Here is a 23,792-nt window from a genome sequence, read left to right as displayed (position 1 = left end):
TGGCCCTACAGCGCAGATTGTCCTTATTTTGGATGCTCTATACTGTTAAGATATTCACATTTTCAGCAGGCCAATTTTGCGAGAGCACCGATGAAACAGACACCTTGGTTGGGCTTTTCCATTGATCGTGATGCCAGCACTCCGGTGTTTGAACAAATCTGTGCCGCCATTCGCCTGCGCGCCGCTTCGGGGGATATGGCGCCGGGCAGCAAACTGCCGCCAACCCGGGTGTTTGCCACCGAACTGGGGGTGTCGCGTTCCACCATCGTCACCGCTTACGAACAACTGGTTGCCGAGGGATACCTCAGCAGCCAGCAGGGCTCTGGCTATCGGCTTTGTGCCTCTGGCGAAGTTGAGCTCACCCAGGTGCCGGCTATCACGGCCCCGCAGAACTCTGGTGCCAGCAAGCGGCGAGGGCATGAGCCAAGTGCTGCCTCAGCCCCCGCGTCAGACACGGCCTGGGTGCTTCCCTTTCGGGCCGGCAGCCCGGATATGCGGCTGTTTCCCTATCGGCAATGGGCCAAGACAGTAGCACGGATCTGTCGCTCCGACCCGCAGGCCATGTTTTTGGGCAGTGGCGGCTTTGGCTCTTTGGCGCTGCGCCAGTCTATCTGCGATCACGTGGCGGAATGGCGCGGCATTTCAGCGAGCCCCGAGCAGGTGATTGTCACCGCCGGTGCCACGGATGCCCTGGAGATCTGCCTGCATGCGCTGGCACAATCCGGCGATAGCGTCGCGTTGGAGGATCCGGGGTATCGGCCCTTGCAGTATTTCATCACGTCCCAGGGCCTGACGCCAGATTACCTGCACGTTGATGACAATGGCGCGGTTCTCCCCTCTGGCCCGGTGGCCCCCCGGCTGGCCATTCTGACGCCCTCGCATCAGTTTCCACTGGGCGGCGCCATGTCTCCGGCGCGACGGATGGAGTTCATTCGATGGGCAACCGAGACGCAGGCCTGGATCATCGAGGATGATTACGACAGCGAGTTCCGCTACGCCGGGCGGCCCATCCCAGCGATGGCTGGTTTTGATCATTTGCACCGCACTCTCTATATTGGCAGTTTCTCCAAAATCTTTTCCAACGCCCTGCGCCTGGGCTACCTGATCCTGCCCAAACCGCTTGTCGCACGCTTTACCAACAGCATTGAACGCTTTGGCCCAAGAGCGAGCAGCATGCCACAACAGCCACTGGCGGATTTTATCGACAGCGGTGAGTTCTATCGCCATCTGCGCCGGGTCAGACGGATCTACGCAGAACGCCGCCGTTTTCTGTTGCATCAATTAACCCAGGATTTCAGCGCCTATGGCTATTGCGTCGATCACCAGGCTGGCATGCAGGTGGTGTTCCATTTGACCTGCGGACTGCAGGACCAGGAAATTTGCACCCAGGCGGCAGAGCAGGGGCTGAGCATTGAGGCGCTTTCGGGATTTGTGCAGACCCCGGCCCCAAGCGCGTGTGGCTACAACGGATTGCTTCTGGGGTTTTGCGGCTACCGCGAAGAAGAACTAAAACAGGGTCTAGGCCTGTTGCAGCAGGTTCTGCAGCAGCTTTCCCGTTAAGTGCCAGAAGCTGCCGGGGGCTGTCTGGGGCTACCTGGGGTTGCCAGGGGCCGAGAGGAGCCTTGCCCAAGCAAAGTTTCATTATCCCACAGGTTGCTTGTGTGATATTTTACTTTCCTTTGAGCATCACCTTTGGGAATTAAGTCGAATATTGGCTAGTTTTTTTGGAGAAGTATTAAGCAATACCGGCGGCCATAACAGAATATTAGGATGCGTCACATAGGCAGGGAATAAGCGTTAGATTTAGAGGACTATTCCAAGATGCCCCAGCTTCTGTTCCGATTGCCCATACGGATATACGCCCTAACCGCGTTGGCGGTGGGATTGGCCGCGGTTTTGACCTTTGTTTTGCTGTCTCGCACGGTGGAAAATGCCTATGAGATGCGAGAGAAGGAGCTCGACAATTTGGTCGGCACCGTTATCAGCGCCCTGGCTGATCTGGACGCAAAAGTTCAGGCTGGGGACCTGACATTGGAAGAGGCGCAGGCGCTAGGGAAAGAGCAGGTCGAACTGCTGCGTTTTGGCACCGCAGGCTACTTCTTTGCCTTTAATCAAAACAACACCATGGTTGCACATCCAGTCGCCCCACAATTGATTGGGGAAGATCAGTCAGACTTTGAAGATGTGAATGGTCTTAGGGTTTTTGAAGAGTTCAACAAGGTCATCGAGACGACAGGCTCCGGCCCGGTGATCTACCACTTCAACAAGCCGGATTCTGAAATTCAGGAAGCAAAAATGGGCTACGTCAAAGCCTTCACCCCTTGGGGCTGGGGCATCGGCACAGGCGCCTATGTGGCTGATATTGATGCAGAGCTAAATATCGTGCGCTGGACTGCCATCGGTGCCTTGGCCATCAGCCTCGCCATTCTTAGCCTTGGGGCCACGGTGATCACCCGTAGTGTTACAGCGCCAGTGAATGCGTTGAAAAACCGGATGCACTCTATGGCTGATGGTGACACTGATACGGATGTCCCTGCCACAAATAACAAAAGCGAAATTGGCGACATGGCGCGCAGCTTGGAAGTTCTCAAGCAGTCCCTGATCCGCCAGAAAGAGCTGGAAAGCAAACAGCAGGAACGCGAAGCTGAACAGGCCGAGGTTGTCTCCATTCTGAGTGGCAGCCTGTCCAAGCTGTCGCAGGGGGACCTCACAGTCAAAATCGGCAGCGATTTCCCGCAGGATTATGGCCAGTTGCGTCGTGACTTTAACCAGACGATTGAAACGCTGAGCGGAACAATGTCGCGCATGGTCGAAGCCACCAGTTCCATTCGCAATGGCGCGGCTGAAATCAGCCAGGCCTCTGATGATCTGTCGCACCGTACCGAGAGCCAGGCGGCAACTCTGGAAGAGACCGCTGCAGCGCTCGACGAGCTGACCGCAAGCGTGAGATCTGCCGCCGAAGGTGCCAGCAGCGTTGAGGCCACCATGGAAGCGGCCAAGAAAGAAGCCGAAATCAGTGGTGAAGTGGTGCAAAGCGCGGTATCGGCGATGACCGAAATCGAACAGAGCTCGAACCACATCGGCCAGATCATCTCGGTGATTGACGACATCGCCTTCCAGACCAACCTGCTTGCCCTTAACGCCGGGGTCGAAGCGGCCCGGGCCGGCGAAGCTGGCAAAGGCTTTGCGGTTGTCGCCTCGGAAGTTCGCGCTCTGGCGCAACGCTCTTCGGATGCTGCAATGGAAATCAAAACCCTGATCGGTGACAGCTCGAAACAGGTCGCCCGTGGGGTGGATCTGGTTGGCAAGGCTGGCGAAGCGCTGGACAGCATCGTGGGTCAGGTTAGCCACATCTCCAAGCTGGTTTCCGGCATTGCCGAAGGTGCTGTGGAGCAATCGACTGGCCTGAACGAGATCAACACCGGGGTGACCCAGCTGGACCAGGTGACCCAGCAAAACGCCGCCATGGTTGAAGAGGCGACTGCTGCCGGGCACATGCTCAATGCAGATTCCTCGAAACTGGCAGAGCTGGTTGCGATCTTTAAATTAGATGGCTGCGCCCCTGTTGTGCAGATGCCAACAGCCGCTGCCCCGATGGCACCAACCGTAGCGCCCTCGGCGCATGGAGAGGACGACTGGGATCTTGAAGCCGCGACCTCGGCTGCTGCACCAATCAGTGTCAGCACTGACGGCAATGCAGCCAAGGATATGTGGCAGGACTTCTGACAAGCTCCAGGGGTTTGGCTTTCATCTTTCCCTAAATACCTCGGGGGAGCGTCCCGCAGGGACGCGGGGGCAGAGCCCCCAGATCAAACCTCGCAAAAACAAAGCGCCCGGCAAATCTGCCGGGCGCTCTTTTGTTTGTCCTAAAGGGGCTGAGCCGTTTAGCCGATAATGGCATTCAGCGTTGCTGAGGGGCGCATGACCTTGGCTTTCAGCTCCGCAGAGGGGTGGAAATAGCCGCCAATATCCGCGGCGGGGCCCTGTGCCGTCGCCAATTCCGCCAGAATGGCCTCTTCGCCATCGGCCAGCGCCTTGGCAATGGGGGCAAATTCTGCGGCCAGGTCTGCGTCGTCACCCTGTGCTGCCAGGGCCTCAGCCCAGTAGCGGGCAAACCAGTAGTGGCTGTCGCGGTTGTCAGGTTCGCCCACCTTGCGCGAAGGCGACTTGTTGTTGTCCAGAATGCCTTGGGTTGCCACCTCAGCGGCAGCCCCCAGCACACCGGCTTTGGCGTTGTCCTTGCTGTCTGCCAGGAACTTCAGGCTTTCACCCAGGGCGCAGAATTCCCCCATCGAGTCCCAGCGCAGGTGGTTTTGCTCAACCAGCTGCTGCACGTGCTTGGGCGCCGAGCCACCGGCACCGGTTTCAAACAAACCGCCACCTTGCATCAGTTTCACGATCGACAACATCTTGGCCGAGGTGCCCAGTTCCAGGATCGGGAACAAATCGGTCAGATAGTCGCGCAGCACGTTGCCGGTGATGGCGATGCTGTCCTTGCCTGCGGTGATGGTCTTCAGCGACTGGGCTGTTGCTTCCCGTGGGGCCATGATCTGGAACAGATCCGCCTTGCCTGCAGCTTCCAGCGCGGGTTTGACATATTTGATCAGTTCGGCGTCATGGGCACGGTTTTCGTCAAGCCAGAATATGGCTTCGGAACCGGTCAGACGCTGGCGATCCAGAGCCAGTTCAATCCAGTTTTCAATCGGTGCCTGTTTGGCGGTGCAGGCACGCCAGATGTCGCCGGCCTCGACGCTATGGGCGTGCAGGGTTTCGCCATTGGCCAGAACCACACGGATGGTGCCCGCAGCAGGGGCTTCAAATGTGGTGGGGTGGCTGCCGTATTCTTCGGCTTTTTGTGCCATCAGACCAACGTTGGCGACGGACCCCGCCGTAGTCACGTCCAGCGCGCCATTGGCTTTGAAAAAGTTGATGGTCTCATCATAGATGGTGGCATAGCAACGATCAGGAATGACGCAGTTGGTGTCGCCCTTGTTGCCTGCTGCATCCCAGCCCTTGCCGCCAGCGCGGATCACCGCAGGCATCGAGGCGTCGATGATCACATCCGAAGGCACGTGCAGGTTGGTGATGCCCTTGTCGCTGTCCACCATATACATGGCGGGGCGCTCAGCGGTGACGGCCTCAATTGCGGCCATGATGTCGGCGTTGCCGGCAACACGGTCCAGCAGATCACCCATGCCAGAGTTGGTATTGACTCCCAAGGCCTCCAGCTCGGCACCGAACTTGTCGAACACCGGCGCCAGCCAGGCTTTGACAGCGTGACCAAAAATGATCGGGTCAGAGACCTTCATCATGGTGGCCTTCAGGTGCAGCGAAAACATGGTGCCGTCTGCCTTGGTGTCGGCAATGGCCTCTGCCAGGAAGCTCGACAGGGCAGCAGCCGACATGAATGTGGCATCTGCAACGGTACCGGCCTCAAGCGACCAGCCGTCTTTCAGCACGGTAACCGCGCCATCGGTGCCGACAAATTCGATCTTGGCGTCACCGGCCTGCGCCGCTGTGATGGTGGCGGCTTTTTCATTGGCGTAGAAATCACCCTCCGCCATGGACGAGACTTTGGTTTTGCTGTCGCCAGTCCACGCGCCCATCGAATGTGGGTTGTTCTGGGCGTAGTTCTTAACGGCGCGGGCCGCGCGGCGGTCCGAGTTGCCTTCCCGCAGAACCGGGTTCACCGCAGAGCCTTTCAGGCCGTCATAGCGCGCGCGGGCGTCTTTTTCGGCATCTGTTGTGGGCTCTTCGGGGTAGGAGGGAATGTCATAGCCCTGGGCCTGCAATTCTTCGATGGCGGCAACCAGCTGCGGCACAGAGGCCGAGATATTTGGCAGTTTGATGACATTTGCGTCTGGCGTTTTGACCAGCTCACCCAGTTCCGCCAGATCGTCGGTCTGACGCTGTTCGGGGCTCAGGTTTTCTGGGAAGGCAGAGAGGATGCGCCCAGCCAGGGAAATGTCTTTGGTGCCAACACTGACATCGGCAGCAGCGGCGAACTTGCGGATGATCGGCAGAAAGGATGCCGAGGCCAGCTCTGGAGCTTCGTCTACGATGGTATACAGAATGTCGGGGTTTGAATTTTCTGTCATGTTTCTCAACCTTTCAGCGATAACGGAAGCTTTGGTGACTATAATGTAGCAGCGCTACATTTCATGTATGCGACTGAACGGACCATATGTCGAAATTGGTTTCCGGCCAGGGCCATTTAGGCCCTCATGTAGAGCAGGAGCGCGGGCGGTGCAATCATTAGGATGCAGATTCTGGCTCGTCAGATTGACGCGGCGCTGCTTTTTCGCGCACTTTTGGCTATCTTTCTTCGCCTTTTGGTGAGTGCGCTGGTTCTTTTGGGCGCGCTGGCTCCGCTTAGGCGCCATGTAAATTTTAGGAAAATTTTAGTTAACCTTGTTGGCAAGGAGCCAGTTTGATCTCCCCTGACAAGGACGACAGCGATGCCCAGAGCCGCGCCACAAACCAGCCTTTTGCTCTATGCCCCAGTGCCGCTGTATCTCTTTGAGGGGTCTCTTTTTATTGAACGGCAGGCGGTCAACGGGCTGCAGCTCTGGGCGCGGCACTTTGATCTGATCACGGTGATGATGCCGGTCAGCGCGGTTGCGCCTCCAGCGGGATGGGTGCCTGTGCACTGCTATCAGCAAGAGCTGTCGCGTGTCAGCATCGAACCTTTCCCCATGGCCTATCGCCCGGACCAGTTTCTACGGGCCCTGCCGCGGGCATTAAAGCGGATACGCAGTTTGATCGCACAAGCAGATTACCTGAGCTTTGCCATCGGCGGGTTGTTTGGCGATTGGGGGGCGGTGTCCTGCCTGGCCGCGCATCAGTTGCAGCGGCCCTATGGGGTCTGGACGGATCGGGTGGAATCCGAAGTCATGCGGCAATCGCTGGAACGTCCAAGCGACAAGGCGCTGGACCAGACAACCTGGCGCAGTCGCTTGCGGGGGCGGTTGTATCACCGGCCCATGGCCTGGCTTGAAAAGGCTGTGATCCAGCGGGCCGATCTGGGCCTGTTCCATGGGGCTGAAACCTTTGAAGCCTATCACGGGCTGTGCCGGAACCCACAGCTGGTCCATGATATCCACATCGCTGAGGAAGATCACATCAGCGACAGTGCCTTGGCGGCAAAGATCGCGGATGTTGGGGGAAAACGTCCGCTACGGCTGATCTACACCGGTCGCGCGGAGGCCATGAAGGGGCCAATCGATTGGACCACGGTACTTGAGCGGCTCAATGTTCTCGGGGTGGATTTCCACGCAACCTGGCTTGGCGATGGCGCGGCGCTACCGCAGATGAAGGGGCGGATCCAGCGGGCGGGATTGACCAACTGTGTTGACTTCCCAGGATTTATCGAGGATCGCAGTGCTGTGTTACAGGCGCTGCGGCAGGCTGATATCTTTGTGTTTTGCCATAAAACACCTGAATCGCCGCGCTGCCTGATCGAGGCCCTGACCTGCGGCACGCCAATTTTGGGCTATGAAGGCGCCTATGCACGGGATCTGATTTCGGGGCAGGGCGGGGGGACGCTGGTCTCCCGTGGCGACACCGAGGCCCTGGCGCTTCGGATCGCCGAGTTGGACGCAGATCGCGACCAGCTGGCGCGGCGCATTGCAGATGCCCGCCTTGATGGGATGCCTTTTAGCGATGTGCAGGTCTTTGCCCACCGCGCCGGGATTCTCAAACAGTATCTGCCAGTTGGTGGAGCCATGCCGCCGCAAAAACGCAGCTCTGGGCCGGGTCTGGGTTGGGACACTGCCAGAAACTAACCAAACACTCAGCCCGCCCTGCAAGCACCCGGCTAGGTTTCCTGGCAAACCACCCGTTCAAGCCCCCTGCCAGCAAAGGGGGGGGCTATTGGCGCCAGCCCAACACCCGGCGTTCAATAAACCCGATGGTGGCGCTCAGCGTGACCCCCAGCAGCGACAGGATGGTGACGCCGGCAAACAGGCGTTCCAGATCATAAAGCGATCCGGCCTCCAGGATATAGGCGCCGATGCCGTATTCCGCGCCCAGCATCTCGGCTGCAACCAGCAGGATGATGGCAATGGCCAGGCTGATGCGGAGCCCGGACAGGATACCGGGCATGGCCCCAGGCAGCACAATCTTGCGCACGATCGAGAACCAGGACAGGTTGAAGCTTTGGCCCATGCGGATCAGGCTGCGATCAACATTGTCCACCGCGCCATAGGTAGCCACCACCGTGGGGGTAAAGGTGCCAAAGGCGATCAGCGCGTATTTTGAGCCCTCATCAATGCCAAACCAGATCACAAACAGCGGTAAAAGCGCGATCTTGGGGATGGGGAACAGCGCAGCCGTCAGCGGCACCAATCCGGCGCGAACATAGGAAAACAGCCCGATCAACACGCCGGTCGCAACGCCCAGGCTGGCGCCAAGCAAGGCGCCGATAAACAGCCGGGTCAAAGACACACTCATATGTGCCCACAACAGCCCCGAGGCATAGAGCTCGCCAAAGGTTTTGAGCACGTCACTGGGCAGCGGCAGGGTCAGTGGTGAAATCCAGCCCTGACGGGTGCCAAGTTCCGCAAGCGCCAGCAGCAAGACAAAGACCAAGACACCGATCCAGCGATGGCTGGCCGGGGCGAAGCCACCACCACGAAAGGTGACCTGGCGGGCTTGGCCCTTAGAAGGTTGAGTCTCGGTGGTATCGGCGGCTGTGTTGGGTTTCAGATCAGACATGAACCAGCTCCGCATCTGCCGCACGGGCCTCTTCGCGCATCAATTGCCAAAGGTATTTTTGTTTTTCTTCCAAAGCGCTGTCCCCATAGTGACGTTGATCCAGCGGGGTATCCAGATGGACCACTTCGCGGATCTCGCCAGGGCGGCGCGACATCACCACGATGGAGTGGCCCAGCCGCACGGCTTCGGCCAGGTTATGGGTGACATAGACTGCCGTAAACGGCGTCCGGGTCCAGAGGCTGACCAGATCATCCATCAGCAATTCGCGGGTCTGACTATCCAGCGCCGAAAGCGGCTCATCCATCAGCATCACTGCGGGGTTTACCGCCAGGGCACGGGCAATCGCCACCCGCTGTTTCATCCCCCCCGACAGCTGCTTGGGCAGGGCCTTGTGAAACTCGCTCAACTTGGTGCGGGCCAGCACATCGGCAATGATCGCCTCGGCGCGGGCGCCGCGAATGCCGTGATCCTCCAGCACCAAAGAGATATTACCCCGCACCGAGCGCCAGGGCAGCAGGGCAAAGTCCTGAAAAATATAGGTGAGCGGGTTGAGGCAATCTTTGGGTGCAGCACCAATTTGCAGCACCTCGCCCCGAGTGGGCTGTTCCAACCCGCCAATAAAGCGCAACAGCGTGGACTTGCCGCAGCCAGAGGGGCCAACGATGCAGACAATCTTGCCCGAGGGGATGTCCAGCGAGATATCGCGCAGCACCTCAAAATCATCATAGGAATGGCTGACGCCAGAGAGGCGAATATCCATGCGGGAGCGCTCCGGAAAAGGGGGAAACAAGAGACGGGGCGAGATCACATCCCGCCCCGAGAAAAAGTGCGCAGCTGGCTTTAGCCGAGTGTCTGCACGTAGCTTGGGTCAATCACGGTATCCAGGCTGATGCTCTGATCCACCAGACCTTCGGATTGGAACCAGCTCAGTTGGTCCTGCAGCGAGGCGGTGTTCATCGCCGCGCCCTCATTCAGGCGCATGGTGCCATTGATGATCGACTTGGCCGCCTTTTCACGGGGGCGATCCGCATAGACATATTTGTGGATCAGGTCGACCAGCTCTTCAACGCCGGCGTCGCCATGGGCCTTGTCGATCATGGTGCTGTTATAGTCGCTCACACCTTTGGAATAGCCGGCCAGGAAATCGCGCGTCATCTGCTGCTCGCCCGAAGCGTTTTTGGCCGAGGTAAAGACCGTGGTCACCTGATAATTTGGCAGGTAGTCCGACACATTGCCAATGATATGCACCTTGCCAGAGCCAGCCAGTGGTTTGGCCAGATGTGGCACGATGGACCAGGCGTCGATCTGGCCGGATTTCAGCGCGCCGATGATGGCTCCGACTTTTTGCAACGGCTTGAACTTCAGCTCGATGCCTTCGGCCTGGGCCATTTTGGAGCCCATGTAGTGGAAAGAGGATCCAGCCGAGGTGATGCCGTAGCTTTTGCCCGCCAGCTGTGCCGGGCTGGTCACACCGGCCTGGTAGGCAGCATCAGAGACCAGGAACTTCTGGCCGTCGATGCCGACCTCTTCGGACAGGGCGCCGCCGATCACCTTGACCGCACCCTTGTCGGCCAGAGACACCAGACCGCCAGACATCGCGGTTACCGCGTAGTCCACATCGCCGGAGGCAATGGCAACAGCCATTGGGGTTGCGGCCTGGAAGAACTTGAACTCCACATCCAGGCCCGCGTCGGCAAAATAGCCGCGCTCAAAGCCGATGAAGCTGCCGGAATGGCTGGTAAAGCGCAGCGCGCCCACGGTGATTTTGCGGTTTGAGGCCAAGGCTGGGCTTGCCAGTCCAGCAGCAGCGGCGCTGCCACCCAGTAGTGCCAATGCCTTGCGGCGGGTAAATGTGGTCATGATCGTTCCTCCCTAGTGAACAGTGTTGGTCTGATCCTTTTATCCCTCAGGCCTGTATTTCTGTGGTGATGAGTCTCTCCAACCGGCTAAGCGCTGTGGCGCTGTCGCGGCTTAATACTGCGGTGAGCAGTGCTTGATGTTGCGTGGCGCGATCTGGAAAATCCAGCCGCCCTTCGCGCAGCAGCGCCAGCCGAAAGCGGCGGGACTGGTCGTAGAATTTTTGCTGCGTGTCTAGCAGCCGGGGAGAGCCCGAGGCCTCGCAGAGGCTGTAGAAAAACGCCCGGCAGGCATTGTCCCACTCCAGGGCAGCCAGATCGCTGAGATCGCTTTGCACAACAGATTCGCAGTGGCGCATGGCGTGATGGGCTGCCAGAACGCGACCCTCCCAGGCGACATTCCCCAGCGCCAGAGATTTCTCCAGTGCCATCTTTTCAACCTGGATGCGCATGAACAGAATGTCCTGCAGATCTGCCTCGGTGGCCGAGGTGACGCGGAACCCGCGCTGGGCGGTGGCTGCCACCAGGCCTTCGGCGCTGAGCAGCCGCAGGGTTTCGCGCATCGAATGATTAGAGCCGCCATAGCGTTGCCGCAGGTCGTTCAGCTTGAGCTTTTCATCCGGTCTGAGCAGGCCAAAGGAGATGTCGCGGCGCAGCACCGACGCCAGAATCGCCACCACTGTTTCATCCTCGTTTTGTCTTGAACCAAATATCATCTGGACCCGATTTTCTAAAATGTTGGACATTTTTGCCGCAGAGGCCGCCGCGTGTCAATCGCCTGAATTTTCCCATATTTTTGTGACCTTTCCCGGATCATTCCGCGCCGTCGCGTTGACCCTTTGCTGTGGCTCTGCCACTCATGGCGGGGCCAAATGACTGACCATCCAAGTATTGACCGCCTGATCCCCTGACCCGGAGCCCGAATGCCCGCCTTTCGCTTTCTACACACCTCAGACCTGCATCTGGGCAAACGGTTTGGCCAAATGCCGGAAGAGGTGCGGGCGGATTTGCAGCAGGCGCGTCAGCAGACACTCGCCACTCTCGCCGCTCTGGCGCAGGAACAGGGGGCACAGCATGTCCTGATCGCGGGGGATATGTTTGACACCGAAACGCCCTCAGAACGTGTGCAGCGCCAGGCCCTGGCGGCAATGGGGGCGGCGCCGGATCTGCACTGGTGGATCATTCCAGGCAACCACGACAGCGCGGCTGCGGAAACGCTGTGGGCCGGGATGGCGCAGCATGCTGCGGAAAACACACATCTTTTGATGCAGCCCGAGCCGGTGCAGATGGCGCCGGGGGTGCATCTGTTGCCTGCGCCCTGTCGTCATCGCTTTGCCGGGCAGGACCTGACCGCCTGGATGGATGGCTGCGACACCCCGGCGGGGGATTTGCGCATTGGTCTGGCCCATGGGGGGGTGCTGGACTTTGGCAGTGATGAGGCCGGCGGTGAAGTGATTTCGCCCAACCGTGCCAGCTCTGCCAGATTGGACTATCTGGCGCTGGGCGATTGGCACGGTGCCTTTATCCTGAATGATCGCAGCCGCTACAGCGGCACGCCAGAGGCCGACCGGTTCAAACACGCCGGGCGGGGCCAGTGCCTGTTGGTTGAGCTGACCGCGGCAGGCCAACCGCCGGATATCACCGCCCTGGAAGTCGGCGCCTATCACTGGCAGGAACAGGCTTTGCCCCTCACCCCGGCGAGCGATGTTGCGGCAGAACTGCAGGCGCTGTTGCCTGCCAGCCGTGCCCATTGGCGCCTACATCTGTTGCGGCTCAAGGCCGAGGGCTGGGTCACTGCACCGCAGCGCCTGGCCCTGGAGCAGGCGGTGGCACAGGTCGCCCCCGAGTTCTGTCATTTCACCTTGGAAACATCAGGGCTGCGCAGCGAATACCAGCTGTCTGATCTGGATCTGATTGCCACCAATGGAGCGCTGCGGGTCGCTGCCGAAGACCTGATGCGCTCGGCCGAGGACACAAGCGAGGCCCAGAACGCGCGTGACATCGCTTCGGCGGCTTTGAACCGTTTGTTTGCCTATGCCCAGGACGGTGACGCGACCGGGGAGCGCAGCGCATGAAGATCCGCGCCATTCGTTTGGAAAATGTTCGCCGCTTTACCGATCCGGTTGAAATCACCGGCATTGGGACGGGGCTCAATGTATTGGCCGCCCCCAATGAGCAGGGGAAATCGACCATCTTTGACGCGCTGCATGCGGTCTTTTTCAAAGATGCCAAATCCTGGGACAAGGACATTCGCGCCTTGGCGCCGCGCGCCGGAGGCGAACCTCGGGTTGAGGTGGAGATTGAACGGGATGGCAGCTGTTATCGCCTAGCCAAGCAGTTTCAAAAGGCCTCGGGCAAGGGCGATCTGCGGATCTGGCAGGGCGATCATCTGTATCTGCAATCGGATGCGGCGGAGGCCTGGCTGCAAAGCCTGATCAAATCCCCCAAAGAGGGCGGTCCCTCCGGGTTGCTTTGGGTGCGTCAGGGGCTGACCAATTTTGCCGACGCAAAGGAAACCCTGGCGGCGCGGCAGGATTTGATGTCGTCGGTCGCGGGGGAGGTGGACAGCATCACTGGCGGTCAGCGCATGGATGCGATCCGGCGCGATGTGCGCCAGTCCCTGGATCGTCTGGTGACCTCGCGCGGGGCCAAAAAGGGCGGCGCGCTGGACCAGGCGATGCATGAGGTGGCGACCTTAGCAGCGCGCGAAGAGGAGCTCGCCGACAAGGTGCGGGAACTGCGCGATCAGCTTGACCAACGTCAGGATCTGCGCCGCGCGCTGACGGATCTGCAAGACCCCGAAACACAGCAATCGTTGGAGGCGCGTCTGCGCCAATCCCAGCAAGAGCTGCAAGCCGCTGAGCAATATCAGGAAAAACTGACCGTCGCGGAGCAGGCGCTGCGCACCGCCACCTTGGTGCTGGACAATCACAACAGCGCCTTGGCCGGGTTTCTGGCGCGCCGCAAAGACCGTGCCGAGGCAGAGCAAGCCCTGAGCGCGGCGGCGCAAACCCTGAAACAGATTTCCGAAGTTCTGGATCCGGCCCATGCCGAGGCAGAGCAGGCGGAGCAGGTTTTGGCGACGGCCAAGGCCAAGACACAGGTGCTGGAATCGCGGTTGGCGCAGATGCAACGGGCCGCGCGTCTGGAGCAGGCCGCAGACCAGCGCCGCGCCTTGCAACAGACGCTGGAGCAGGCCCGCAGTGTCATGCAGCAGGTCGCAGCGCTGAAGGCGCAGATGGAGCATGGTCCCGACAAGGCTGCGATGGAGCGGATCGAGACCGCCCGCGACGCCCTGGCCCTGGCGGCGCAGGCGCAGCAGCTGGGGGCCTTTGCCCTTACCGTCACCTATGAGCCGGGGCAGGAGGGGCGCTTGATGCTGGATGGTGCGCCGCTGGCTGGCGGCAGCCGCCTTCCCCTGCCAGAGGGGGGCAGCCTGGAGGTGCCCGGTCTGGCTCGTATTGAGCTGCATCCTGGCGATGGCGCTGGACGGGATCAACTGGATCAGGCGCAGCGCGCGCTTGCAGCGGCCTTGGAGGCGGTGCAGTGCGACAGCATCACCCAGGCCCGCGCGGCCCATCAGGCCCGTCAAGAAGCCCGCATCCGGCTGGAAGAAGCTGAGGGCCAGCTACAGGTTCTGGCGCCCGAAGGGGTGATGGCGCTGATGCAACGTCTTGATGCTTTGCCGGTGGAGGCATCCCCAGCTGAGGCGGGCGCGCCTGCAAATGAGCCTGAGGAAGAGGATCTGGACCAGCTGGAAGCCAGGCTTGTTGCGCAGCGTGCAGAAATGGACGCGTCGGCTGTCGCGCTTGACCAGGCGCGCCAAAGCGAAGCCCGTCATCGGTTGAATCTGGAAGGCGCCCGTGTCAGCCATCAGGCGGCGCAGCAACGGCTGGAACGCGCCGAGGCCGCGTTGGCGGGACAAAGCGACACTGCGGAGCGGCTGGCTGAGTTGCAGCAGCGTCAGACGGAACTGCAGCAGGATCTGGCGGCACAACAGGCCCAGTATCAGGCCTTGCAGCAGGATGCGCCAGACCTGGCCCCGGCGCGCGCACGCGCCGCGCGGGCAAAATCCGAACAGGCCGCGACCCGCGAGGCCATCCAGGCGCATCTGCGCGATCTTGCGGTCTTGGACAGTCGCATTGCCACAACGGCAGGCATGGCCGTTGAGGAGGAATTGGCCGAGGTGCGCGATCAGCTCAGTGCGGCGCAAAACCGGCTGGCGGCGGTGGAGTTTGAGGTCGCCGTGCTGCGGCGGCTTGATCAGGCGCTGGAACAGGCGCGCAGCGCTGCGCAAGAGGCCTATATCGGGCCGGTGCTGCAACAGCTGCAACCGCTGTTGCGGCTGCTCTGGCCCGAGGCGCGTCTGGGGCTGGATGCCGGGCAGGTCCTGCCGGATCAGCTGATGCGGGCGGGCCAGGAAGAGGCCTTTGACAGCCTGTCCGGCGGCACCCAGGAACAGATCGCCCTTTTGGTGCGCCTGGCCTTTGCCCGGCTTTTGGCGCGCAAAGGCCAACCGGCCCCGATTATTCTGGACGATGCAATTGTCTACACAGATGATGCCCGCATCGAGAAGATCTTTGACGCGCTGACTCTGCAGGCGGATGAGATGCAGATTCTGGTCTTTACCTGTCGGCAAAAAAGCTTTCGGGCTCTGGGTGGCACCCAGCTGAGCATTCGCCCGGTGTCCGACCCCGCCTAAGCCGCCAGTTGGGTGGCCAGTTAGGCGGCCAATCGGGAGGACGGGGACGCTAAGGCTGGCGGGGGAGATTAGCGGCGAACTAGTCGCGGATTTCTTCCGGCATCACGCCCCACAGCTTGCTTTTTGGGGCCCAGCCGTCGAAACCGCCAACCGAGACTTCGCACCAGGCTGGCGCGCATTTGCCCAGCCGTGCCACAACCCCGTATTCCAGTGCTGCAGTGACCGGTGCCTGCTCATTGGCCTTGGCGTGCAGGGTCAGCATGTCTTCCTGGATCAGCACCGTTCGGGCTCCGGACAGCAAGGCGTAATGGACCCAGCCTCCGGCGCCATCCTGATCGCGCACGCGGCGCCAATGGCCAAACTCGGCGGTGATCTCCAGCGGCATGCCGCGGCGTTTGAACACCCAGTCAATGCGGTGGGTCAGGGAGGGGCCGCGGCGCACATTGCCCTCGGAGGCCTTCATCGAGACATAGCGCGGCAGCGGCAGGTTGGTCACTGGGCCGCGTTCAGATGCCGCAGCCATGGAAGCCAATGGGCCACAGCCCAACGCCACACAGAGCGCGGCCAATAGGCTGCGCCGATGCAAAAATGTTTTAATCACTGCCTGCTCACTTCTGCTCGTGGTTAAGCCTGCCATATCGTTGGTCCGAAATCTTGCAGGTTTTCCCGCCTGAAAAAGGCAAAAAGCTGCGTCACTTGTTCCGGTTCTGGCGGATCGGTTCTTGTGCCCGGTTCCGTCCTGCGCCACCATGCCATCAAGGCAGATGAAATGAAAAGCCAGGGGAGAGCAAAAGTGGCAAGAGAACGTCTGAGTGTTGTCGTAACGCGACGGTTGCCAGAGCCGGTGGAGACTCGGCTGAGCGAGCTGTTTGATGTTCAGTTGCGCGGCGATGATACACCGATGAGCCGCCAGGAGCTGGCCGCCGCGATGAAAGCGGCGGATGTGCTGGTGCCAACGGTCACGGATACCATTGATGCCGCCCTGTTGGGGCAGGCCGGTGATAAACTGAAACTGATTGCAAACTACGGTGCCGGGGTGGATCACATTGATGTGGCCACCGCCCGCCAGCGCGGCATTCTGGTGTCCAATACACCGGGTGTCCTGACCGATGACACTGCCGATATGGCAATGGCTTTGATCATGGCAGTGGTGCGCCGTATCCCGGAAGGGCTGGCTGTGATGCAAAAGGGCGACTGGCAGGGCTGGGCGCCAACTGCGATGCTTGGCGGGCGTCTGGCGGGGCGGCGTCTGGGCATTCTGGGGATGGGTCAGATTGGTCAGGCCGTGGCGCGTCGCGCCCGCGCCTTTGGCATGCAGATCCATTATCACAACCGTCGTCGCCTGCGCCCCGAAATCGAGTCCGATCTTGAAGCCACCTATTGGGAAAGCCTCGACCAGATGGTGGCGCGCATGGATGTGATCTCGGTCAATTGTCCTTCGACGCCCTCGACCTTCCATCTGCTGAACGCCCGGCGGCTGAAACTGATGAAACCCTCGGCGGTGGTGGTTAATACCTCACGCGGGGAGGTGATCGACGAACACGCCCTGACCCGGATGCTGCGCAGCAATGAGATTGCCGGTGCCGGTTTGGATGTCTACGAGAAGGGAACCAGTATCAATCCCAGGTTGCGTGAATTGCCAAATGTGGTACTCCTGCCGCATATGGGGTCTGCAACTCTGGAGGGCCGGATTGAGATGGGAGAAAAAGTCCTATTGAATATCAAAACCTTCGAGGATGGGCACCGGCCCCCCGACCAGGTGGTGCCTGCCATGTTGTAAGGCGCACCTGTATCTTTCAGTTGTGAGGGTGTTCCATGAAATCTGTTCTACTGACCTGCCTAGCTTTGTCGGGCCTATCGTTATCGGGCCTAACCCTGTCTTCCGTCGGGGCTGTCGCACAGGAGGCGGCCGATGCGGTCGCCCCTGAAGGGGCCAGTTCTGGCTCAGTCACGGCGATTTCAGACGCGGTTGCCGCCTCGCTTGCCAGCAAGGCAGCCGGGGCACCGGTTGAGGCACAGACCTGGATGATCGCAGCCGCCAATCCCCATGCGGTTGAAGCCGGCGCTGCCATTCTGCGCCAGGGCGGCACCGCTGCGGATGCCATGGTGGCGGTGCAGACCATGCTGGGGCTGGTCGAGCCGCAGTCCTCGGGGCTGGGGGGCGGTGCCTTTCTGGTCTGGTATGACGCCAAGTCGGGTGAGATCACCACGCTGGACGGGCGCGAAACAGCGCCTTTGGCGGCAACGCCTCGGCTGTTCCAGGACGCGGCGGGCGAGCCGCTAAAGTTTTTTGACGCGGTTGTGGGCGGGCGATCTGTGGGCACCCCCGGCACCCCGGCCTTGCTGGAGGCGGCACATCGCAAATGGGGGCGCGCCAACTGGGGCTCGCTGTTTGCGGCGGGTATTTCTTTGGCTGAAGAGGGCTTTGAAGTCTCGCCGCGTATGGCAGGGTCGATCGCGCGTGACGCGGATCGGCTGGGGCGTTTCCCCGCCACGGCTGACTATTTCCTGCCTGGTGGCACGCCTTTGGTAGCAGGGGACATCCTGACCAACACCGCCTATGCGGATGTGCTGCGCCGCCTTGCGGCTGAGGGCGCCGAAGGGTTTTATACCGGACCTATTGCAGCCGATATTGTGCGCACCGTGCAGCAGGCCGAGGGCAATCCCGGTGTTCTGTCGGCAATGGATCTGGCGCTGTATCAGGTGAAGGAGCGCCCGGCGAGCTGCGCCAGCTACCGCGCCTTTGAGGTCTGCGGCATGGGGCCGCCCTCGTCGGGGGCGCTGACCGTGGGGCAAATCCTGGGCATGCTGGGTGGTTATGATCTGGCAGCACTGGGGGCCGAAGACCCACAATCCTGGCGACTAATTGGCGATGCCTCGCGGCTCGCCTTTGCGGATCGTGGCCGTTACATGGCGGATAGCGACTATGTGCCGGTTCCAGCCAAGGGGCTGGTGGATCCGGACTATCTGGCCAGTCGGGGCGAGATGCTGGCGGGCGAGGCGGCCCTTGCGGAGGTGACGCCGGGCAAGCCTGAGTTTGATCATGCGGGGCTGGCACCGCGTTGGGCAGATGATGCCTCGATCGAGTTTCCGTCGACCTCACATCTGGTGATTGTCGATCAATATGGCAACGTACTGTCGATGACCACGACCATTGAAAATGGCTTTGGCTCGCGCTTGATGAGCAATGGGTTTCTGCTCAATAATGAGCTGACCGATTTTTCCTTTCGCAGCCACCGCGACGGCGTTCCCATCGCCAATCGGCTGGAGCCGGGCAAACGGCCACGCTCTTCGATGGCGCCAACCATTGTGATGAAAGAGGGCGCACCGGTGCTGGCGATAGGATCGCCCGGTGGCAGCCGCATCATTGGTTATGTGGCAACGGCCATTGTCGCCTGGGCGGATTGGGGCATGGATGTGCAGCAGGCGCTGAGCCTGCCACATGCGGTGAACCGGTTTGGCACCTATGATCTGGAGGCCGACACCGTTGCCGTGGACCTGGAACCGCGCCTGACCGAGATGGGCTATAAGGTCAATATCCGCGATCTGAACTCAGGCCTGCATGCCATTGAAATCGGCGAGACCCTAAAGGGGGGCGCCGACCCGCGCCGCGAAGGCATCGCGCTGGGCGAGTGACCTGGCGCTGCCTTCTGGGGGTTGCCTCGGAATTCGGGCTCTGGCAGCCTGATGCCGTTGTGACAGCGGGACAGATTGGGGCGCAGGCAATGGTTGCCTGCGCCCTTTTTCTGCGCAATAAGAGGCGCGTGTTGTCATGACAACACGAAACGAGAGAGATGGCGCCCGGCGCTATTGGGGTAAGGAAGAGGAGTGAGACATGGTGCAGGCGACGGCATTGCCACGCAACGAAGCTGGGATTGAGGCTGCGATTGGCGTGCTCAAACAGCAATTTGGTGACCAGATGCAGACCGGGCAGGCGATCCGCGAGCAGCACGGCCATACCACCACCTGGATCACCAATCAGGCCCCTGATGCGGTGATCTTTCCGACCTCCACCGCCGAGGTTGCCGACATTGTCAAAACCTGCGCCGAATATGGCGTTCCGGTCATTCCCTTTGGCACCGGCACCTCGCTTGAGGGGCATGTCAACGCTCCGGCTGGCGGCATCTGTGTCGACATGATGCGAATGGATCAAATCCTGGCGGTCCATGCTGAGGATCTGGATGTGGTGGTGCAGCCCGGTGTCACCCGCGAACAGCTGAACACGTTTTTGCGGGATCAGGGGTTGTTCTTCCCGATTGACCCCGGTGCCAATGCCTCGCTTGGTGGCATGTCCGCGACCCGGGCCTCGGGCACCAATGCGGTGCGCTATGGCACCATGAAGGACAATGTTCTGGCGCTGGAAGTGGTGATGGCGGATGGCGAGGTGATCCGCACGGCTCAAAGGGCCAAAAAATCCTCGGCGGGCTATGATCTGACCCGGCTGATGGTCGGCTCCGAAGGCACCCTGGGCCTGATCACTGAAATCACCCTGCGTCTGCAGGGCATCCCCGAGGCGATCCGCTCGGCCCGCTGTTCGTTCCGCACCGTGGATGACGCCTGCCGCGCGGTGATGATGACCATCCAATACGGCATTCCCATCGCCCGGATGGAGCTGCTCGACGAGATGAGCGTTGCGGCCGCCAACAGCTATTCCAAGCTGTCCTTGCCGGAAACACCACTGCTGCTGCTGGAGTTCCACGGCTCGGATGCTGGCGTTTTGGAGCAGAGCGAGACCTTTGCCGCCATTGCGGATGAGTTTGGCGGCTTTGACATTGAGGCCACCTCTTCCGCAGAGGAGCGCAACAAGCTGTGGCAAGCGCGCCATGACATGTACTGGGCCTGCATGCAGATCCGCCCCGGTGCCAAGGGGATTTCCACCGATGTCTGCGTGCCAATTTCAAAACTGGCCGAATGTGTAGGGGCCACCCAGCAAAAGGCCGAAGACCTGGGGCTGGTTGCGCCAATCGTTGGCCACGTGGGCGATGGCAATTTCCACTCCCTGGTCTTGGTGGACATGGAAAACGCAGAGGAGCGGCAAAAGGCTGACGAATTTATCAGCTGGCTGAATGATCTGGCGATCTCGCTGGATGGCACCTGCACGGGCGAACACGGCATTGGTCAGGGCAAACGCCCCTATCTGCAAAAAGAGCTGGGGGCGGCCACCCGCTATATGGCGGCAATCAAGGCAGCGCTTGACCCGGACGATATCCTCAACCCCGGGAAAATCCTCGCTGATAAGGGCTGAGGTGCAAGACTTCCTCAGGCTATGCTCCCAGGCCGTGCTCTCTGGGGGCATGGCCTGGGAATGCCATAATTTCCACCAACTCCCCCTGTACACTGCTTTTTGTGAGTGAGGTTCAGGTTTGGGAGCGCCGAGATGAGTATTCGAAAAACCTTGGGAATACTTGTATTTAGTATCCAGGCAGTTGTTGCCGTGGACTATAATATGCAAAGCCAGAAAGCTGGGTTGGGGCCGGGTGAGCTGAGTATGAAAGACTACGCGGCCATCGTGCAAAAGCGCTATGAGACCGAGCCGGCTGATCGCATTGCCACGGCAGGTCAGCGGGATCGGCTTTGGCAACAGGCCGCTGGTCTGGGCTCTGCAATCGGCGCGCGCTTTCCCGGCGCTGCGGATGTGGCCGACGCGGATGTTGCGGCGCAGGAGCAGGCGCCTGCCAGTGTCTGCATCCGCCGAGGGACCACCCTGGACTGTCAATAATACAGACGCCTGAGGTCCAGACCTGCATGACAGCAGGGCCGGGCTGGGCTGGGACTATTGCACGGAACCGCGACTGTAGGCGCCAAAAGGTCGGTTTTGGCTATATTTGCGTCGGATGGATTTAGACCGGTTTCACGGGCTTTGGGCATAACCAATGCAGAAACCGAGTCACTTGTTCCGGAGAACGGCCTCATGAAAACCCAAGTCAAAGCATTGGTAGTCGGCGGCGGCGCCGTTGGGACCTCTATTGCCTATCACCTCGCCAAAGCCGGCTGGGACGATGTTATGCTGATCGAACGTGATGAGTTGACCTCGGGCTCGACCTGGCATGCGGCGGGGCTTTTGCCGCTGTTCAACATGTCCTATGCGACAACCCATATCCACAAATACTCGGTTGATTTTTACAAACAGCTTGAGGAAGAGACAGGCCTGAATGCCGGTTTTGCCGTTGTTGGCAACCTGCGCATGGCGCAAACCGAAGAGCGTATGGATGAGTACAAACTCTACGCCTCGACCGCGGAAACCTGCGATGTGGATTATGAGTGGCTCACACCCGACCAGATCAAGGAGCGCTGGCCGCTCATTGAGACCGGCGATCTGAAAGGCGCGATCTATCACACCGAAGATGGCTATATTAACCCGGCCGACGTGACCCAGGCGATGGCCAAGGGCGCGCGTCAGCGCGGTGTTGATATCGTGCGTAAACTGCAAGCCGATGCCTTCCACTGGACCGGCACCCATTGGGAAGTCACCTGCACCAAAATGGTGGAAAAGGGCGGCAACCTGGTCCCCTCCGACGAGCAGGTGGTGATCACCGCCGAACACGTCGTGACCGCATCCGGCAACCACGCACAGCGCACCGCCAAGATGCTGGGCATCAAGATGCCGGCGATCCCGGTTGAGCACACTTTCATTGTCATGGACAAAGACCCCGAGCTGGTCAAATGGCGCGAAGCGGGCAACCCCGAGCACCCGGTTGTGCGCGACGCTGACAACGAATCCTATGCCCGCGAAGAGCGCGGCGGCTGGATCCTCGGCATCTACGAGCACGGCGCCCCCGCCCGTTTTGAACACGGCGTACCCGACAGCTTCCGTGCCGACCTGTTCCCGCTGGATCTGGACCGGATCGCCGAACAGTATATGGCGATGGCAGAGCGCGTTCCCTCCTGCGCCGAATCTGGCCTCAAGGACGACTTCAACGGCCCGATCTGCTACACGCCTGATGGCAACCCGCTGGTGGGTCCGGCACCTGGTCTGCGCAACATGTGGCTGGCTGAAGGCTTCTCCTTTGGCATCACCGCCGCAGGCGGCACCGGCTACTATCTGGCGCAAATGATGGTGGAGGGCGAAGCCGAAATCGACATGGCGTCGCTCGACCCCAAGCGCTATTCCTCCAACTGGCTGACCACCGAGTTTGCCGCCCGCAAGAACGAAGAATGCTACGAGCACGTTTACGTGCTGCACCACCCGGACGAAGAACGCGCTGCCGCCCGTGGCCTGCGCTGCTCGCCAGCCTATGACCGCCAGAAAGAGCGCGGCGCACAGTTTGGTTGGGTCAATGGCTGGGAACGTCCCAACTACTACGCGCCTGCAGGCTTCAACGACGCAGAGGCCCGCAGCTTCCGCCGTGGTGGCTGGTGGCAGTATGCCGTGGAAGAGGCCAAGGCGATCCGCGAAACCGCTGGTCTGGTGGATGCAACCGCCTTTACCAAACATGTGGTCAAGGGCCCCGGTGCCACTCAGTTCCTCGACTGGTTCACCTGTAACAAACTGCCCAAGGTTGGCCGTATCAACCTGACCTATGCGCTGACCTCGGCGGGCACCACCCGCACCGAATACACCATCGTGCGCAACGGCGAGAACAACTACTATCTGGTCTCTGCCGGTGCCTGGACCGAATATGACGCCGACTTCCTGCGCAAGGCGGCTGAGGACAAGATGGAGGAGTTCGGCTATATCGAAATCCAGGATGTCACCACCCAGTGGGGCGTCTTTGCCATCGCCGGACCCAAGTCGCGCGATATCCTGAAAGAGATCATCGTCGACGCCGATCCGGAAACCGCACTCAGCAACAAGCGCTTCCCCTGGCTGTCGGCGCGTCAGATCGAACTGGGCATGTGCCCCGTCAATGCGATCCGTGTGGCCTACACCGGTGAGCTGGGCTGGGAGCTGCACCACCCAATCGAGATGCAGAACTACCTGTTCGACCTGCTGGAAAAAGCAGGCGAGAAACACGGCATGAAGCTGGTTGGCGCCCGGGCGCAAAACTGGCTGCGGATGGAGAAGAGCTATCGCGCCTTTGGCACCGAGCTGGGCCGCGACGCAACCCCAGCCGAGGCCGATCTGCCACGCTTTATCGACCTGGAAAAAGATTTCCACGGCAAAGAGGCGATGATCGAAAAGGGCGTGCGGGTGAAATGCTGCACCTTGCTGATCGACGGGCCTGACGATGCCGATCCATGGGGCCGCGAGGCGCTCTATACCGAAGATGGTGCAACCCGTGTCGGGCGCCTGACATCGGGCGGTTATTCGGTGGCTTTTGAAAAGTCGATTGGCATGGGCTATGTGCCGCCAGAGCTGGCGGTCGAGGGCACCAAACTGAAGGTGAAACTGCAGGACAAACTCTGGGATGCGGTTGTGACATGCGACAGCCCCTATGATCCGACAAACGCCACCATCCGTCAAAACGGCTAAGGCGCAGTAGAAAACGCAAAGCTATTAGCTTTCCGGGTTCTAGAACACAAAAGAAAGGCCCCGGTGATGATGTCACCGGGGCCTTTTACGTTCAAATCTGTCGTGT

Annotated in this window: 16 protein-coding genes; 10 read left to right on the top strand and 6 right to left on the bottom strand. The window is 60.4% G+C overall.

Annotated elements, in window-relative coordinates; translation table 11 throughout:
- Positions 1-90: 90 nt before the first annotated feature.
- Positions 91-1,560 carry a PLP-dependent aminotransferase family protein gene (locus JZI28_RS13860; protein WP_375697970.1) on the top strand — a complete coding sequence of 490 codons (1,470 nt, stop codon included), beginning with the start codon at positions 91-93 and terminating at the stop codon, positions 1,558-1,560.
- A gap of 261 nt (positions 1,561-1,821) precedes the next feature.
- The gene (locus JZI28_RS13855) at positions 1,822-3,726 is read left to right on the top strand and encodes a methyl-accepting chemotaxis protein (protein ID WP_375697969.1); all 1,905 of its coding nucleotides are present in this window, start codon (positions 1,822-1,824) and stop codon (positions 3,724-3,726) included.
- A gap of 158 nt (positions 3,727-3,884) precedes the next feature.
- On the opposite strand, the gene JZI28_RS13850 is transcribed toward JZI28_RS13855, so the two are convergent.
- On the bottom strand, positions 3,885-6,098 hold the full coding sequence (locus JZI28_RS13850) for an NADP-dependent isocitrate dehydrogenase (protein WP_375697968.1): 2,214 nt from the start codon (positions 6,096-6,098) through the stop codon (positions 3,885-3,887).
- 360 nt (positions 6,099-6,458) lie between these two features.
- Here JZI28_RS13850 and JZI28_RS13845 point away from each other — a divergent pair, with 360 nt between their 5' ends.
- Entirely contained in the window at positions 6,459-7,784 is a 1,326-nt protein-coding gene (locus JZI28_RS13845) for a glycosyltransferase (protein ID WP_375697967.1), read from the top strand.
- Between the two features lie 85 nt (positions 7,785-7,869).
- On the opposite strand, the gene JZI28_RS13840 is transcribed toward JZI28_RS13845, so the two are convergent.
- From JZI28_RS13840 to JZI28_RS13825, 4 genes are all read right to left on the bottom strand, one after another.
- Positions 7,870-8,715, bottom strand: coding sequence for an ABC transporter permease (locus tag JZI28_RS13840; protein WP_375697966.1), 846 nt, complete (start codon positions 8,713-8,715; stop codon positions 7,870-7,872).
- Positions 8,708-9,475 carry an ABC transporter ATP-binding protein gene (locus tag JZI28_RS13835; RefSeq protein ID WP_297341274.1) on the bottom strand — a complete coding sequence of 256 codons (768 nt, stop codon included), beginning with the start codon at positions 9,473-9,475 and terminating at the stop codon, positions 8,708-8,710. The genes JZI28_RS13840 and JZI28_RS13835 overlap by 8 nt, the downstream gene beginning before the upstream one ends.
- Positions 9,476-9,555: 80 nt before the next feature.
- Positions 9,556-10,575, bottom strand: a complete 1,020-nt coding sequence (locus JZI28_RS13830) for an ABC transporter substrate-binding protein (protein WP_295455874.1) — start codon at positions 10,573-10,575, stop codon at positions 9,556-9,558.
- 46 nt (positions 10,576-10,621) lie between these two features.
- Positions 10,622-11,248 carry an FCD domain-containing protein gene (locus tag JZI28_RS13825; protein WP_375697965.1) on the bottom strand — a complete coding sequence of 209 codons (627 nt, stop codon included), beginning with the start codon at positions 11,246-11,248 and terminating at the stop codon, positions 10,622-10,624.
- Between the two features lie 246 nt (positions 11,249-11,494).
- Here JZI28_RS13825 and JZI28_RS13820 point away from each other — a divergent pair, with 246 nt between their 5' ends.
- Both JZI28_RS13820 and JZI28_RS13815 read left to right on the top strand, forming a co-directional pair.
- On the top strand, positions 11,495-12,646 hold the full coding sequence (locus JZI28_RS13820; protein WP_375697964.1) for an exonuclease SbcCD subunit D: 1,152 nt from the start codon (positions 11,495-11,497) through the stop codon (positions 12,644-12,646).
- Complete coding sequence (locus JZI28_RS13815; RefSeq protein ID WP_375697963.1) at positions 12,643-15,273, top strand: AAA family ATPase; 2,631 nt, start codon at positions 12,643-12,645, stop codon at positions 15,271-15,273. Before JZI28_RS13820 ends, JZI28_RS13815 begins: the two co-directional genes overlap by 4 nt.
- A 79-nt stretch (positions 15,274-15,352) precedes the next feature.
- On the opposite strand, the gene JZI28_RS13810 is transcribed toward JZI28_RS13815, so the two are convergent.
- A complete protein-coding gene (locus JZI28_RS13810; protein WP_295455897.1) occupies positions 15,353-15,796 on the bottom strand; it encodes an SH3 domain-containing protein in 444 nt (147 codons plus the stop codon).
- A 270-nt stretch (positions 15,797-16,066) separates the two neighbouring features.
- Between JZI28_RS13810 and JZI28_RS13805 the strand changes: the two genes are divergently transcribed.
- The 5 genes from JZI28_RS13805 to JZI28_RS13785 all read left to right on the top strand — a co-directional run bounded on the left by JZI28_RS13805 (position 16,067) and on the right by JZI28_RS13785 (position 23,686).
- On the top strand, positions 16,067-17,053 hold the full coding sequence (locus JZI28_RS13805) for a D-glycerate dehydrogenase (protein ID WP_295455881.1): 987 nt from the start codon (positions 16,067-16,069) through the stop codon (positions 17,051-17,053).
- A 35-nt stretch (positions 17,054-17,088) separates the two neighbouring features.
- On the top strand, positions 17,089-18,909 hold the full coding sequence (gene ggt, locus JZI28_RS13800; RefSeq protein ID WP_375697962.1) for a gamma-glutamyltransferase: 1,821 nt from the start codon (positions 17,089-17,091) through the stop codon (positions 18,907-18,909).
- A gap of 199 nt (positions 18,910-19,108) precedes the next feature.
- Entirely contained in the window at positions 19,109-20,518 is a 1,410-nt protein-coding gene (locus JZI28_RS13795) for an FAD-binding oxidoreductase (RefSeq protein ID WP_375697961.1), read from the top strand.
- A gap of 132 nt (positions 20,519-20,650) precedes the next feature.
- Entirely contained in the window at positions 20,651-20,992 is a 342-nt protein-coding gene (locus JZI28_RS13790) for a hypothetical protein (protein ID WP_375697960.1), read from the top strand.
- A 192-nt stretch (positions 20,993-21,184) separates the two neighbouring features.
- The gene (locus tag JZI28_RS13785) at positions 21,185-23,686 is read left to right on the top strand and encodes an FAD-dependent oxidoreductase (protein ID WP_297341112.1); all 2,502 of its coding nucleotides are present in this window, start codon (positions 21,185-21,187) and stop codon (positions 23,684-23,686) included.
- Positions 23,687-23,792: the final 106 nt, after the last annotated feature.

This window comes from Pseudophaeobacter sp. TrK17 (assembly GCF_042192375.1).
GTDB lineage: Bacteria > Pseudomonadota > Alphaproteobacteria > Rhodobacterales > Rhodobacteraceae > Pseudophaeobacter.
The sequence above is the reverse complement of the archived record's forward strand: the minus strand, read 5'-3'. Positions and strand labels throughout refer to the sequence as shown.

Bases quoted from the DNA above. Each gene is read 5' to 3' on its own strand.
- JZI28_RS13835 (WP_297341274.1), bottom strand. From the start codon at position 9,475: ATGGATATTCGCCTCTCTGGCGTCAGCCATTCCTATGATGATTTTGAG.
- JZI28_RS13845 (WP_375697967.1), top strand. From the start codon at position 6,459: ATGCCCAGAGCCGCGCCACAAACCAGCCTTTTGCTCTATGCCCCAGTG.
- JZI28_RS13810 (WP_295455897.1), bottom strand. From the start codon at position 15,796: ATGGCTGCGGCATCTGAACGCGGCCCAGTGACCAACCTGCCGCTGCCG.
- ggt (WP_375697962.1), top strand. From the start codon at position 17,089: ATGAAATCTGTTCTACTGACCTGCCTAGCTTTGTCGGGCCTATCGTTA.
- JZI28_RS13860 (WP_375697970.1), top strand. From the start codon at position 91: ATGAAACAGACACCTTGGTTGGGCTTTTCCATTGATCGTGATGCCAGC.
- JZI28_RS13830 (WP_295455874.1), bottom strand. From the start codon at position 10,575: ATGACCACATTTACCCGCCGCAAGGCATTGGCACTACTGGGTGGCAGC.
- JZI28_RS13840 (WP_375697966.1), bottom strand. From the start codon at position 8,715: ATGTCTGATCTGAAACCCAACACAGCCGCCGATACCACCGAGACTCAA.
- JZI28_RS13815 (WP_375697963.1), top strand. From the start codon at position 12,643: ATGAAGATCCGCGCCATTCGTTTGGAAAATGTTCGCCGCTTTACCGAT.
- JZI28_RS13855 (WP_375697969.1), top strand. From the start codon at position 1,822: ATGCCCCAGCTTCTGTTCCGATTGCCCATACGGATATACGCCCTAACC.
- JZI28_RS13790 (WP_375697960.1), top strand. From the start codon at position 20,651: ATGAGTATTCGAAAAACCTTGGGAATACTTGTATTTAGTATCCAGGCA.
- JZI28_RS13785 (WP_297341112.1), top strand. From the start codon at position 21,185: ATGAAAACCCAAGTCAAAGCATTGGTAGTCGGCGGCGGCGCCGTTGGG.
- JZI28_RS13795 (WP_375697961.1), top strand. From the start codon at position 19,109: ATGGTGCAGGCGACGGCATTGCCACGCAACGAAGCTGGGATTGAGGCT.
- JZI28_RS13850 (WP_375697968.1), bottom strand. From the start codon at position 6,098: ATGACAGAAAATTCAAACCCCGACATTCTGTATACCATCGTAGACGAA.
- JZI28_RS13820 (WP_375697964.1), top strand. From the start codon at position 11,495: ATGCCCGCCTTTCGCTTTCTACACACCTCAGACCTGCATCTGGGCAAA.